Annotated in this window: 15 protein-coding genes; 10 read left to right on the top strand and 5 right to left on the bottom strand. The window is 74.0% G+C overall.

Translation table 11 applies throughout. The annotated features are described in order from the left end of the window. Position 1 precedes the first annotated feature (1 nt). The 6 genes from IE305_RS19910 to IE305_RS19885 all read left to right on the top strand — a co-directional run bounded on the left by IE305_RS19910 (position 2) and on the right by IE305_RS19885 (position 5,045). Positions 2-856 carry an alpha/beta fold hydrolase gene (locus tag IE305_RS19910; protein ID WP_190131021.1) on the top strand — a complete coding sequence of 285 codons (855 nt, stop codon included), beginning with the start codon at positions 2-4 and terminating at the stop codon, positions 854-856. A gap of 109 nt (positions 857-965) precedes the next feature. Then, positions 966-1,469: a SigE family RNA polymerase sigma factor gene (locus tag IE305_RS19905; RefSeq protein WP_190131020.1), complete on the top strand. Its 504-nt coding sequence runs from the start codon at positions 966-968 to the stop codon at positions 1,467-1,469. Between the two features lie 73 nt (positions 1,470-1,542). Continuing rightward, positions 1,543-2,817, top strand: coding sequence for a hypothetical protein (locus IE305_RS19900; RefSeq protein ID WP_190131019.1), 1,275 nt, complete (start codon positions 1,543-1,545; stop codon positions 2,815-2,817). A 71-nt stretch (positions 2,818-2,888) separates the two neighbouring features. After that, positions 2,889-3,356 (top strand): MarR family winged helix-turn-helix transcriptional regulator, encoded by a 468-nt coding sequence (locus IE305_RS19895; RefSeq protein ID WP_190131018.1) that lies wholly within the window; start codon positions 2,889-2,891, stop codon positions 3,354-3,356. Next, the gene (locus IE305_RS19890) at positions 3,353-4,219 is read left to right on the top strand and encodes an ABC transporter ATP-binding protein (RefSeq protein WP_190131017.1); all 867 of its coding nucleotides are present in this window, start codon (positions 3,353-3,355) and stop codon (positions 4,217-4,219) included. Before IE305_RS19895 ends, IE305_RS19890 begins: the two co-directional genes overlap by 4 nt. Then, a complete protein-coding gene (locus IE305_RS19885; protein ID WP_190131016.1) occupies positions 4,179-5,045 on the top strand; it encodes an ABC transporter permease in 867 nt (288 codons plus the stop codon). Before IE305_RS19890 ends, IE305_RS19885 begins: the two co-directional genes overlap by 41 nt. Here the strand turns inward: IE305_RS19885 and IE305_RS19880 are convergent. Both IE305_RS19880 and IE305_RS19875 read right to left on the bottom strand, forming a co-directional pair. Next, complete coding sequence (locus tag IE305_RS19880; RefSeq protein WP_190131015.1) at positions 5,005-6,255, bottom strand: MFS transporter; 1,251 nt, start codon at positions 6,253-6,255, stop codon at positions 5,005-5,007. The two genes, IE305_RS19885 and IE305_RS19880, sit on opposite strands and share 41 nt — an antisense overlap. A 128-nt stretch (positions 6,256-6,383) precedes the next feature. Continuing rightward, positions 6,384-7,250, bottom strand: coding sequence for an SCO4651 family lipoprotein (locus IE305_RS19875; RefSeq protein WP_190131014.1), 867 nt, complete (start codon positions 7,248-7,250; stop codon positions 6,384-6,386). Between the two features lie 102 nt (positions 7,251-7,352). On the opposite strand from IE305_RS19875, the gene IE305_RS19870 reads away from it, so the two are divergent. After that, a complete protein-coding gene (locus IE305_RS19870) occupies positions 7,353-7,718 on the top strand; it encodes an MmcQ/YjbR family DNA-binding protein (RefSeq protein WP_190131013.1) in 366 nt (121 codons plus the stop codon). 37 nt (positions 7,719-7,755) lie between these two features. Here the strand turns inward: IE305_RS19870 and IE305_RS19865 are convergent, their stop codons facing one another. After that, entirely contained in the window at positions 7,756-8,745 is a 990-nt protein-coding gene (locus IE305_RS19865) for an aldo/keto reductase (RefSeq protein WP_190131012.1), read from the bottom strand. Positions 8,746-8,905: 160 nt separating this feature from the next. Here IE305_RS19865 and IE305_RS19860 point away from each other — a divergent pair, with 160 nt between their 5' ends. From IE305_RS19860 to IE305_RS19850, 3 genes are all read left to right on the top strand, one after another. Then, positions 8,906-9,781 (top strand): LysR family transcriptional regulator, encoded by an 876-nt coding sequence (locus IE305_RS19860; RefSeq protein ID WP_190131011.1) that lies wholly within the window; start codon positions 8,906-8,908, stop codon positions 9,779-9,781. A 58-nt stretch (positions 9,782-9,839) separates the two neighbouring features. Beyond that, positions 9,840-10,793 (top strand): carbohydrate kinase family protein, encoded by a 954-nt coding sequence (locus tag IE305_RS19855; protein WP_190131010.1) that lies wholly within the window; start codon positions 9,840-9,842, stop codon positions 10,791-10,793. 82 nt (positions 10,794-10,875) lie between these two features. Then, the gene (locus tag IE305_RS19850; protein ID WP_190131009.1) at positions 10,876-11,661 is read left to right on the top strand and encodes a VOC family protein; all 786 of its coding nucleotides are present in this window, start codon (positions 10,876-10,878) and stop codon (positions 11,659-11,661) included. 7 nt (positions 11,662-11,668) lie between these two features. Here IE305_RS19850 and IE305_RS19845 read toward each other — a convergent pair whose 3' ends face one another. Continuing rightward, complete coding sequence (locus IE305_RS19845; protein ID WP_190131008.1) at positions 11,669-12,139, bottom strand: RICIN domain-containing protein; 471 nt, start codon at positions 12,137-12,139, stop codon at positions 11,669-11,671. A gap of 198 nt (positions 12,140-12,337) precedes the next feature. After that, complete coding sequence (locus IE305_RS19840; protein WP_190131007.1) at positions 12,338-13,219, bottom strand: DMT family transporter; 882 nt, start codon at positions 13,217-13,219, stop codon at positions 12,338-12,340. Positions 13,220-13,256: the final 37 nt, after the last annotated feature.

Genomic DNA, 13,256 nt, shown 5'->3' with positions numbered 1-13,256 from the left:
TGTGAAGGACGTCGCATTACCGGCAGGCGTCATCGAGTACGACGAGACGGGCTCCGGCCCGCCGGTCGTCCTGCTGCACGGCCTGCTGATGGACCACACCGTCTGGGACGAGGTCATGCCGCTCCTCCCCGAGGGGTTCCGCTACGTACGCCCGGTCCTGCCGCTGGGCTCCCACCGCCGCCCGATGCACGCCGGGGCCGACCTCACCCTGCGCGGGCAGGTGCGGATCGTCGCGGACTTCCTCGATGCGCTCGGCCTCGAGGACGTCACGCTGGTCCACTCCGACTGGGGCGGGGCGCTGTTCCTCACGGCGTACGGCTGGGACCGCCGCGTCGCCCGGCAGGTGATCCTCCCCTGCGAGGCGTTCGACAACTTCCCGCCCGGCCTGCCCGGCAAGCTGCTGACGGCCGCCGTCCGCGTGCCGGGCGGCCTCGGCCTGCGGTTCGCCGCCCGGCAGCTGCGGGTGGGGCCGCTCCGCCGGCTGCCCCTGCTGTTCGGGTGGATGGCCCGGCGGCCGGTGCCCGACGAGGTCGTCCGCCGCTGGACCGAGCCGGTCCTCCGCGACCCGGCCGTCCTCCGCGACCTCTACGCGTACTGCCGCGCACCGGTCGCCAAGCCGGAGCTCGTCCGCAACACCGAGGCGCTGCGCGGCTTCACGGGCGACGCGCTCGTCCTGTGGTCGCCCGGCAACCGCATCATGCCGCCCGCCCACGGCCGCCGCCTGGCCGCCCTGCTGCCCGCCGGCCGGTACGCCGAGGTCCCCGGCGCGTACGTGCTGTCGATGCACGACCAGCCCGCCACCGTGGCCCGTGAGATCGGGACCTTCCTGACGACCCGCGCCGCCCCGAAGCCCTGACCCGGCCCGACCCCGCACCACCCCACCCGACCCGGCCGGGAAAACCTTGTAACGTGATCGGCCCCTCGCCACGTGTATGGGGTGACGTCAGATCACGGAAGGGAACACGGTGGGGGAAGCACCCGGCGACTACCTGGAGTTCGCGACCGCGCGCAGCGGCTATCTGTTCCGTACGGCGTGCCTGCTCACCGGCGGTGACCGGCACCTCGCGGAAGACCTTGTCCAGGAGACCCTCGCCAAGATGTACCGCTCGTGGCGGCGGATCAACCGCACCCAGTCGCCCGTCGCGTACGCGCACACCGTGCTCGTCCGCACGTTCCTCTCGCACCGCCGGCTGCGCAGCTCCGGCGAGCGGCCGAGCGACTGGTTCCCGGACTCCGCCGGGCACCCCGACGACCCCGAGCTGCGGCTGACGCTGCTGGACGGGCTGGCCCGGCTGGCCGCCAAGGACCGGGCCGTGCTGGTGCTGCGCTACTGGGAGGACCGCACGGTGGAGGAGACCGCCGCCGCCATGAAGCTCTCGCAGGGCGCCGTCCGCGTCCGGAGCCTGCGGGCGTTGCAGCGCCTGCGCGAGCTGCTCGGCGACGAGCTGGCCGGTCTCGCGACCCGCTAGCCGTTCCCGCCGGCCCCCGCCGTTCCCGCCGTCCCCCTTCCGCCGCCTCCACGCTGTACGAACGGAGCGACCCATGCCCCTCGACGATCACGATCACGACGACGCGTTCGCGCGCCGGCTGTCCGCCGCCCTGGAGAACGCGGCCCACGCCTGCCCTCCCCCCTCCACCGACCTGGTCGGCCGTGCGACCGAGCGGGGCCGCCGTATGCGCCGGGCCCGCGCGTTCCAGGTGGGGGCCGGGTGCACCGCGCTGACGCTCGTCGCGCTCGGCGGCACGCTGCTGGGCACGGGCGGCGCCGGCGACGCGACGGCTCCCCGCGACGTCCCGCCCGCGGCCTCCGGTCCCGCACGGCCGGCGACCGCCCCGGTCATCAGCGGCGAGGAGATGGCCGCCATCCTGAAGAGCCTGATGCCGAAGGACGGAACGGTCTCCGACGCGTCCGGCACCGGCTCGGCCGGGGCCGGGGACAAGAACAGGACCGCGCTCACCGCGAAGCTCACCTACACCGACACGCACGGCACCACCGGCGTCGACATCGCCGTCCGCCGCCTGGAACCCGGGGACCGGCCCGGCGGGTGCCTGCCCGTCGAGGTCCGGCCGTACGACACGTGCGAGGCGCACACCCTGCCCGACGGCTCGACGCTGTACACCACCAAGTCCTACACGCACCCCAACGCCGACACCGGCCAGCGGCGCTGGTACGCCGAGCTCGCCACCGCCGACGACGCGGTGCTGTTCCTCCAGGAGTTCGGGGGCGGCGGCGAGAAGGCGTCGGGTAGCGGCGCTGCCCCGGCGCTCTCCGTCGAGCAGCTGGGGGAGATCGTACGGAGCCCGGCGTGGCGGAAGGCCGTCGCGGCCCTCCCCGCCCCGGCGTCCGGCACGCCCACGGCGCCGGGGAGGCGGGGCGCCGACGACCAACGGCCGGCCGCGGTGCTGATGTCCCTGCTGCCCCCCGGCGGACGGATCACCGACCGGAACGCCGACGCCGGCCTCGTCCAGCTCGTCTACGACGACGGCCACGGCAAGTCGATGATCGAGGCCGATGTGCAGACCGGCATGACCGACGCGCTCTCCGGGCTCATGGACTGCCCGCCGGACTCCGGCAGCAGCCACTGCCGCAGCGAGACCCTGCCGGACGGCACCCGGGTCAAGGTCACGCAGGCGCCGTCCGAGAAGGGCGGCTCCGCCGTCGTCCGGGCCGCCGACACGCTGCGCCCGGACGGCCGGCGCGTCCTCGTCCGCGAGATCAACTCCTATGCGGAGAGCGGCCCGGTGACCCGGCCGGAACCGCCGCTGAGCCCGGACCGCCTGCGGACCATGGCGCTCGACCCGAAGTGGTTCGGCTGAGGGCCGGATGAGAGCCCAGTCGGCGCGCCCGGACCCTGCCCTTAGCTCGCACACAGAGCTAAAATGACGGTATGCCCGCAAAGGGTGCCGATACTGCCGACGAGCTCGCCCGCCTCCTGGCGGCGATCCACCGGCTGGCCCGGCGCAGGCTGTGGCGGGCCATGCCCGCGCCACGGCTGCGAGGCGCCGAGGCCGAACTGCTGCGCGTCGTCTCGGCGCGGCCCGGGATCGGGGTGTCCAGGGCTGCCAAGGAGCTGTGCCTGGCCGCGAATTCCGTGAGCACCCTGGTCAACGGGCTGGTCGAGGGCGGGCTGCTGTGCCGGAGGAGCGACCCGCGGGACGGCCGCGCGGTGGCCCTGTTCCCCACGGCCGCCTGCCGGGACCGGCTGGGGGAGTGGGAGGCGCGGCGCGCCTGCCTGTTCCGCGAGAGCGTCGCGGCGCTCCCCGCGGAGGACCGGTACGCCCTGGCGGCCGCGCTTCCCGCGCTGCACAGGCTCGCGGACGCGCTGCGCGGGAGCGAGGAGGTGCGGGTGCCATGAGCGCAGAGGGCGGGACCGGCGGCGTGGCCGCCGTCCGCTGCACCGGGCTGACGTACGCCTTCGGCAGGACCAGGGCCGTCGACGGCGTCGACCTGCGCGTCGAGCAGGGCGAGGTGTTCGGCCTGCTCGGGCCGAACGGCGCCGGCAAGACCACGACCCTGCGGTCGATCACCACCCTGCTGCCCGTGCCGCCGGGCGTGATCGAGATCTTCGGCCGCGACGCCGCCCGCCGGAAGATGGCGGTGCGGCGGCTCCTGGGCTACGTACCGCAGCAACTGTCCGCCGACGGCGCCCTGACGGGCCGGGAGAACGTCGACCTGTTCGCCCGGGTCTTCGACGTCCCGCGGCGCGAGCGGCACGAACGCGTGGAACAGGCCCTGGCGGCGGTGGGCCTCGCCGGCGCCGCCGACCGGCTCGCGGCCACGTACTCGGGCGGCATGGTGCGCCTGCTCGAACTCGCCCAGGCGCTCGTCAGCGCACCCCGGCTGCTGGTGCTGGACGAGCCGACCATCGGCCTGGACCCGATCGCGCGCGGCAACGTCTGGGAGCGCATCGCCGGCATCCGGGCCGCCACGGGCATGACGGTGCTGGTCACCACCCACTCCATGGAGGAGGCCGACCAGCGCTGCGACCGCCTGGCGCTGCTGCACCGGGGGAGGGTACGGGCGCTCGGCACACCCGGCGAACTCAAGGACGGGCTCGTCGCCCACCAGGGTGAGGGGAGCCCGCCGCCGTCCCTGGAGGACGTGTTCCGGCACGTCGCGGGCGGCGAACTGGACGGGCCCGGCGACCAGCGAGAAGACCAGCGAGGGGAGTTCGGCGATGTCCGCCGTACCCGCCGCACCGCATCCCGCGTCGGCTGACGGCAGCGAGTCCGTCGAGCAGCGGTACAACCTGCTGCTCCACCCGCCCCGCCCCCGCAGCGGCTGGCAGGTCGTGCCCGCCCGCGTCACGGCCATGTGTGTGGTCGAACTGCGCAAGCTGCGCCACGACCGCGCGGAGCTGTACACGCGCGCCGTCCAGCCCGCGCTGTGGCTGCTGATCTTCGGGCAGACCTTCAGCCGGATCAAGGCGATCCCCACCGGCGACGTCCCCTACGTGGACTACCTGGCACCCGGCATCATCGCCCAGTCCGCCATGTTCATCGCCATCTTCTACGGCATCATGATCATCTGGGAGCGGGACTCCGGGGTCCTCACCAAGCTGCTGGTCACCCCCACGCCGAGGGCCGCCCTGGTGGCCGGAAAGGCGTTCGCCGCCGGCGTCAAGGCCGTGATCCAGGGCGCGGTCGTCGTGGTGATCGCCGCGCTCATGGGCGTCGCCCTCACCTGGAACCCGCTGCGGCTGCTGGCCGCCGCGGTGGTCGTGGTGCTCGGCTCGGCGTTCTTCTCGTGCCTGTCGATGACGATCGCCGCCGTCGTCCTGACCCGTGACCGCCTGATGGGCATCGGCCAGGCCATCACCATGCCCCTGTTCTTCGCCTCCAACGCCCTCTACCCGGTGGTCCTGATGCCCGGCTGGCTCCAGGCCGTCAGCAAGGCGAACCCGCTCAGCTACCAGGTCGACGCCCTGCGCGGGCTGCTCATCGGCACGCCGGCGCATCTGGCCGCCGACTGCGGCGTGCTGGTGCTGGCGGCGCTGGTGGGCATCACGGCGGCGGCAGCCCTGCTCGGCCGGCTGGCCCGCTGAGGGCGGCACCGGTCGCCGGCGAGAGCAGCCCGACCGCCGCCGTCAGCAGCACCACCACCGTCCCGGCCACGACGAAGGCACCCGGCGGCGAGACGTCCACGAGCGGCGGGACGAGAAGTATCGCGGCGACGCAGCCCGCCCGGGTGGCGGTGTGCTCGACGGCCATCAACGGCAGGCGGTGGGCCGGGGGGTACGCACCCAGGCGCGCCCGCATCGTGACGGTCCCCACGGGCACCGCCAGCCCCGACAGCAGACACAGCAACCCCAGCACCGGCACCGAGCCCGCCACCGCCATGCAGACCGTCGCCAGGCCGTCGACCGCCCACGCGGCACAGCAGACGGCGAGCCAGGCACGCGGCCGCAGGGCGCCGGCGAACGGGTTGCCGACGAGCGCGCCGATCCCCGCAAGAGCGACGACCAGCCCGTACGCGCCGGCGTCCGCACCGGCACCCGTGCTCCTGCCGTGCCCGTGGGCGAGCAGTGCGGGCAGCCCGATCGTCGTCGCCGCGGCGCACAACGGCACGGCCCCGTGCACCCCGATCGCCAGACCGATGCCCGGACGGTCGCGGACCAGGGCCAGGACGCGTACGGACGACCGCGCGCCGCCGGAAGCCGGCCGCACCGGCGGGGGCAGGCACCGGGCCATCCCGCCCAGCGCCGCCGCGGAGACGGCGAACGCGGCACCCACGCACGCGAACAGCTGAAGCTTGGAGAACACCAGCAGCAGCGCACCGGCACAGGCATGACCGGTGATGCGCGCCATGCGCAAGGTGAGATCGAAGAGCCCCGTGACGGCCTGCACCTGCCCGGCCTGCACGAGGCCGGGCACCAGCGCCTCGACATTCGGGTCGGACAGCGCCCCCAGCACGCCGAGGAGAAGGACCCCGCCCAGCACGACGGCCGTGCCCCGCACGCCCGGTGACCAGGCGAAGGGCAGCGCCACGGCCACGCCCGCCCGCACGGCGTCCACCGCGGACAGCGCCCCGTAGGAGCAGAAGCGGACGACGACGCGCCGGCCCACGGTGCCGAGGACGACGTACGGCAGCGACTCGAGCAGGACCACGAGCCCGGCGAGCGAGGCCGACCCGGTCCCCGCCCACACGCTCCACACCACCGCCATCGCGTACAGCCGGTCCCCGAGCGAGGACAGACTGCGCGCCAGCCACAGGACCAGGACGGGGCGCTGCCGCAAGAGCCGCAGGTACTCCATGCGTCCTCCCGCCCGGTCGGTGACCCCACCGTAGGAGGTGAGGGGAGGGGAAGGACGGTCGTACCTGGGTGAATCACCCGGTCACGGGAGAAGTCATTGCATATGAAGGGAAGGCCGGCCGAAGCCGGTCACTTCTTCTTGGCCAGCGCCTCCATGGACTCCTTCAGGCCCGCCGTGTCGGCTGCCGGGGGAGCCTGGACCGACACCGGCTCGCCGAAGCCGCTGTACTCCTCCGACGTGCGGTACTCGCCCTTGTTGCTCCTGCCCGACTCCTCGGTCTTCAGGACGAGGCCGTCCTTGTCGACCCACACGTCGAGCCGGATCTGCTCCAGGCCCTCGGTCTTGAGGTCCTTGGCGTAGAAGTCGCGGTCGGTCTCCTTCATGGCGTCGCCCTTGTACGCGGACAGCTCGGAGACGACGACGGTGCCCTGGAAGTGTGCGGCACGCCGGCCGCCCACCGTCTCCACGCCGGTGTTCTTCACGTCGCGGGTGGTGGAGAGCGCGGCGCTCATCCGCACGAAGGGCTCGGAGACCTCCTTCTCCTTGTCCTTGCCGAGTTCGAAGCTCCACCACTTCTTGCCCGGCACGGCGACCGTGTTGCCGTACATCACGCCGTTGACGCTGATGATGTGGTTCACGCCGTCCGGGGTGTCCTCGGTCCTGGCGCCGAAGTCCTTCATGTCGGCGGCGTGCGGCTTGACCTGGAAGACGCCCTCGCTGGTGAACTCCCCGTCCTTGGTCTTTCGCTTGCCCTTGGTCCGGTAGGTGTTCTGCTGCGCACCCTTGACCGCGGCGGCCTTGAGGGCGGTGACCGGGTCGGCCGCCTTGAGTGCCTTGTCGGCGCTGTCGTCGACCGCCTTGCGCTCGCCGCCCTTGCTGCTGCTGTTGCCGCTGCCGGAGCCGCTCGCCTTGCCGTCCCCGCCGCCACAGGCCGTCAGGCCGAGGGCGAGCACGAGTCCGGTCGCCGCCAGGGCGGTCTTGCGTATCGCCTTCAAGGCTTTACTGTCCTTTGCTCACTCTTGATGAATTTTGAGTGAGCATATCCTGTGATGTGCGCATGACTGGGGCGGTGGACGCCCTGGCTTACGGTGGTGACCATGATCAGTGCCGACGACGTCCGCCGTATCGCTCTCTCCCTCCCCGAGACCGTGGAGAAGGAGGCATGGAGCATGCCCACGTTCCGTGTGGCGGGAAAGATGTACATCACGGTCCCCGACGACCAGACGTCGTTCGCCGTGCGCTGTCCCCGGCACGAGCGGGCGGAGCTGATCGCCGCCGAGCCCGGGAAGTTCTGGGTGCCGCCGCACGAGGCCGGTTCGTCGTGGGTCCGGGTCCGGCTCGCCGCGCTGGAAGGCCTCGACGAACTGCGCGACATCCTCGTCGACTCCTGGCGCCAGGCCGCGCCCGACCGGCTGGCGGAGGAACACCCCGACCTGCGGCCGGGCGCGACGGCCGGAGAGTGACGGCGCCGCCTCGCCCCTGACCGGTCCGCCCGCCACCTCACAGGTCGACCTGCGCCAGCCGCCCCTCGTCGTAGCGGGCACCCGCCACCGCACCGCGCGGTACGGCCTGTTCGAGGGCGGCCAGCTCGCCCGCGGTCAGCACGACGTCCGCCGCGGCCGCGTTCTCCTCCAGGTACCGCACCCGCTTGGTGCCGGGCACGGCCGTCACGTCCGGCCCCTGGGCCAGCACCCAGGCGAGGGCCAGCTGCGCGGGCGTGACGCCCTTGGCCGCCGCCAGCGCCCTTACGCGTTCGACGAGCGCGAGATTGGCCGTGAGGTTCTCGCCCTGGAAGCGGGGAGCCGTGCGGCGGAAGTCCCGCTCGCCGTACGCCTGCGGGGCCGGTGCACCGGTCAGCAGACCGCGCCCGACGGGGCTGTACGCGACCAGGCCGATGCCCAGCTCCCGCAGGACCGGCAGGTGCGCGTCCTCGATGTCCCGCGTGAACAGCGAGTACTCGTACTGGCCCGCGGTGACCGGGTGCACGGCGTGGGCCCGCCGGACCGTGGCCGGGGCCGCCTCCGAGATGCCGAGGTGACGCACCTTCCCGGCGGCGACCAGCTCCGCCATCGCACCCCAGGTCTCCTCGACGGGGACGGCCGGGTCGATGCGGTGCTGGTAGTAGAGGTCGATGTGGTCGGTCCCCAGCCGCCGCAGCGACGCCTCGCACGCCGACCGTACGTACTCCGGACGCCCGTTGATGCCCACGGCCGTACCGTCCGGGCGCCGCTCCACACCGAACTTCGTGGCGAGGACGACCTCGTCCCTGCGGCCCGCGACGGCCCGGCCCACCAGCTCCTCGTTCGTGAACGGACCGTAGGCGTCGGCCGTGTCCAGGAACGTCACGCCCAGGTCGAGCGCCCGCCGGATCGTGGCGAGCGAACCCGCCTCGTCACCGGGGGCGTAGTAGTCGCTCATCCCCATGCAGCCCAGCCCGAGGGCCGGAACGTCCAGGGAGGTGGTGCGGGAACCGAGGGTGCGTACGTGCATGGCCGAACTCCGTGAGGTGACGAGGGTGATCCGTAAGGAGATCCGTAAGGAAAGAAGGCGGGTGGCGGGGCGACGGCCCCGGTGCCCTGCCCTCGATTCTGGTCTCCGGGAGCAGCCCCTGGCCAAGACCGGTTGAGCACCGCCCCGATACCCTGCGGGTATGACGATCGAGCTGCGCCTCCTGCGCTACGTCGTGGCGGTGGCCGACGAAGGCGGTTTCCAGAAGGCCGCCGACCGGCTGCACATGGCCCAGCCGCCGCTGAGCCGGCAGATCGCCGCCCTCGAACGCGACCTCGGCGTACGCCTCTTCGAACGCCGCCCCACCCGCCTCACCGAGCCGGGAAAGGTGTTCGTGGAAGGGGCCCGCGAGCTGCTCGCCGAGGCCGACGCGCTGGTGGCGCGCACCGTGCGCACCGCACACGGCACGGCCGGCACGCTCCGGCTCGGCTACGTCACCAGCGCCGCCTACTGGGCCGTCCCCACCCTGCTGTCCGCCATGGGCGCCCGGCACCCCGGCATCCGCGTCGAGACCCGCGAGATGTGGACCGCCGACCTCGCCACCGCCCTCGAACGGAACGAGATCGACGCCGCCCTCTCCCGCAGCCTCCCGCTCCTGCCGCACCTCGCGCGCCTCACCCTCGTACGGGAGCACCTCGTCGTGGTCGTCGCCGCAGGCCACCGGCTCGCCGCGCGCAAGGAGCTGTCGCTGCGCGAGCTGCGCGGCGATACGCTGCGGGCCGTCCGGCGCGACATCGCACCCGCCTTCCACGACGCGCTCCTCGCCGCACTGCGCGCGACGGGCGAACACTTCCCGGTCGAGGAGGAGCCCGTGCCCGGCTTCCGCCACCTGGTCCTGGACGAACGGACCTTCACCGCCGTGCCACAGACCCTGGCCCGCCACCTGCCGCCGGGCACCACCGCCCTGCGCGTCCGTGACGACCTGCCGCGCTTCGACCTCGACCTCGTGTGGCGCGCGGACTCCACCGCGCCACCGCTGCCGTCGCTCGTACGGGCCGCACGCGAGCTCGCGACGTGAGCCGGCTCCCGCACCGTTCACCGTCCTCACCCAGCCCTGACGAAAGGCCCCACCCGTCATGATCATCGTCGCCGGGGAAGCGCTCATCGACCTCGTCCCCGCCGGGCCCGCCACCGACGACGAGCTGCCCGCCCTGCTGCCCCGGCGCGGCGGCGGCCCCTACAACACCGCCGTCGCCCTCGCCCGCCTCGGTTCCCCCACCGCCTTCTGCTCCCGGCTGTCCACCGACCACTTCGGCGAAGCCCTCCTGCGCGCCCTCACGGCGGACGGCGTGGACACCACCCTGGTCCAGCGCGGCCCCGAACCCACCACCCTCGCCGTGGCACACATCGCCGACGGCGGCTCCGCCACGTACACCTTCCACGCGGAAGGCACCGCCGACCGCCTCTTCCGGCTCCCGGCCGCACTGCCCGCAGCAGCGCGCGCCATCTCCTTCGGCACCTGCTCCCTCGCCCTGGAGCCCGGGGCCACGGCCTACGAGGAGCTGCTGCGCCGCGCGGCCGGCGCCGGCCTGTTCACCGCCCTCGACCCGAACATCCGGCCCGGCCTCCTCCCGGGCGCCGACGCCCACCGGGCCCGCTTCCGCTCCTGGCTGCCCCACACCACCCTGCTCAAGCTGTCGGAGGAGGACGCGGCCTGGCTCGCCGAGTCCGCCGACGTCGCGGCCGCCGTCAACGAGTGGCTCGCGTCGGGCCCGTACGCGGTGGTGCTCACCCGGGGCGGCGCCGGCCTGACCGTCCGCACCCGCGACGGCCTCGAACTGTCCGTCCCCGGCGTGGACGTCGACGTCGTCGACACGATCGGAGCCGGAGACACCGTCAACGCCGCGCTGCTGCACCGCCTCGACCACCACGGCGCGCTCACCGCCACCCCCGCCCTGACCGCGGACCAGTGGCGCGACGTCCTGACCTTCGCCGCCCGCGCCGCCGCGCTCACCTGCTCCCGCGCCGGGGCCCAACCGCCGTACGCCTCCGAACTGGGGGAGGGGGAACACCGCCCGGCCGGGCGCTGACCGCGCCCGTGCCTCGGCGGGATCGTCCGCGCCCCCTGCCATGCTGGGAGCCGACGCGCTCCTGCGGCCGAAAGGGCACCCGATGCTGACGTCCACCCACCTCCCCGGCGCACCGGCCTGGCTCGACCTCGGCACCCCCGACATCGACGGCGCCATCTCCTTCTACAGCGCGGTCTTCGGCTGGGAGTACGCCTCGGCCGGCCCCGCCGTCGGCTACGGCTTCTTCCGCCTGGGCGGCAGGACCGTCGCCGGCGTCGGACCGCTGACGGAGGAGGGCGCCGGCCCGGCCTGGACGGTGTACTTCCGCACGGCCGACGCCGACGCCACCGCCAAGGCCGTGGAGCGGGCCGGCGGCACCGTGCGCATGCCGCCGGGCGACGTCTTCACCGCCGGCCGGGCGGCCGGCTTCACCGACCCCACCGGCGCCGAGTTCGCCGTCTGGCAGGCCGGGGACGTGCAGGGACTGGACCTGGTCAACGCCCCCGGCTCGGCCGGCCTCGTCGAGCTGTACACGACGGACCTGGCGGCGGCCAGGGCGTTCTACTGCTCCGTCCTGCCCTGGGACATCAGGGACCTGCCGGTGGGCGGCGGCCTCCAGTACGCCGTCGCCGGGCCGGCGGGCGCCGGCCCGGACGCCGTGCACGGCGGCCTCATGCAGCTGCCCGGGGAACACCGGGCGGCCGGGGCCCGCTCCGAGTGGCACCCCTACTTCGAGACCGACGACTGCGACACCACGCTGGCCGCGGCCGCCGACCACGGCGCCACCGTCGTCATCGGGGCGATGGACGCCCCCGGCTCCGGACGCATGGGCATGGTCCTCGACCCCTTCGGCGCCCCGTTCGCGGTCCTCACGAGCAGCAGGCGCTGACGGCCGTTCAGGACCACAGGGACCAGCGCTGGTTCACCGCCCCGTTGCACGAGTACTGCCGCAGCTGCTCGCCCGGCGTGCCGCTCCACGACGCCTCCAGGCACTTCCCGCTGTGCATCACCCGCAGCTGGTACGCCCCGCCACCGACGCCCTCCAGGCGCCACCGCTGGTTGCCGTCCCCGTTGCAGGGCCACTGGATCACGCCTGCGCCGTCGGCCTGGCTCGCGTCGTAGACGTCGAGGCACTTGCCGCTGTGCCGGGCCACGATCTCGTACGTGCCGTCGCCGTGGCCCACGAAGTCGAACCGCTGGTTGGGCAGGCTGTCGTCCGCCGGGTACTGGATGACCCGGGCCCCGTCCGCGAACGACGCGGCCTCCACGTCGGCGAACAGCATCCGGTACTCGCTACGGATCTTCGTGCCGCCGGCCGCGGCCGGCGCCGCGCCGCCCGGCGAGGCCACGGCCGCCGAGGCCGTCACGGCCGCGAGTACGGTCCCGCACAGCACGGCCAGGGCCGGCCGGCCGCCGCCGGAACGTCTGACGCCAGGTCTGGTGACACGTCTGCTGCCACGTCTGCGCATGATGGTCCCCGCTTCCCGCTCGGCCGTCTTCGCCTTCTGCCTAGCTGTCTAGCGAAGGGCACCGTCGCTGTCGACCTGCTGGGCGCCCCGCTTTCGTCAGGGAGAGGACGGCCGGGGAGCACCCATCGCCTCGTCCTGCTGCACACCGGCCAGCACCAGGGTCCCGGCGAGCACCAGCAGGGCACCCGCCACCTCCGGGAGCAACCACCACCCGAGGCGCACGTCCTCCTCGTACAGCACGACGCCCAGCACGAGGCTCACCGTGGCGTCCCCCAGGGTCAGCGCGGGCTGTGAGGCCACCAGGGGGCCGGCCGCCATGGCGTTCGACAGCAGGACCAGGGCACAGGCCCCCGCCGCGCAGAAGGCGTACGTCTGCCACGCGGTGAAGAACGCACCGGCGCCGTCCTCGCCGAACCGCGTGACCGCCGTCTTCATCAGTGCGGCCGTCAGTGCGTACGACACGGCCGCCGCCGCCCCGAACAGGGCGGCCCGCGCCCCGCCCGGTGGGCGCGCGACCGCGCCGGCCGCGCACGCGGCCACCACGAGGCCCGCGCAGGACAGCCCCCACGCCCAGTGCGCCGCCGACTGCGGCGGGCGGCCGTCCGACGGCGCGGCGGCGGCCAGGACCAGCCCCGCACCGGCGGCGACGGCCACCACCGCGGCCCAGCCGCGCCGCGGCAGGCGCCGGTGGAGGACGGCGCTGCCGATGAGGAGCGCGAGCGGCAGCTCGATCACGAAGACGGGCTGGACGAGCGCCAGCGGCCCGAACCGCAGGGCCAGGGCCTGGAAGACGGCCGCGCAGATCACCGCCGCGATCCCGGCGAACCACACCGGCCGGCGCATCAGACGGAGCATCAGCCGCAGACCGAGCCCCCGGCCCACCGGCACCGTACGCGCGGCCTTCCGCTGGAGGACGGTGGCCGAGGCATTGCTGAGGGCGGTCAGGACCGCGAACACCACCGCGAGCACCATGGCCATCGGAGCTCACGCTAACAGCCGCGGCGGCGCAAAGGCC

Origin of the sequence: Streptomyces mashuensis (assembly GCF_014654785.1) — a bacterium.
GTDB lineage: Bacteria > Actinomycetota > Actinomycetes > Streptomycetales > Streptomycetaceae > Streptomyces > Streptomyces mashuensis.
The sequence above is the reverse complement of the archived record's forward strand: the minus strand, read 5'-3'. Positions and strand labels throughout refer to the sequence as shown.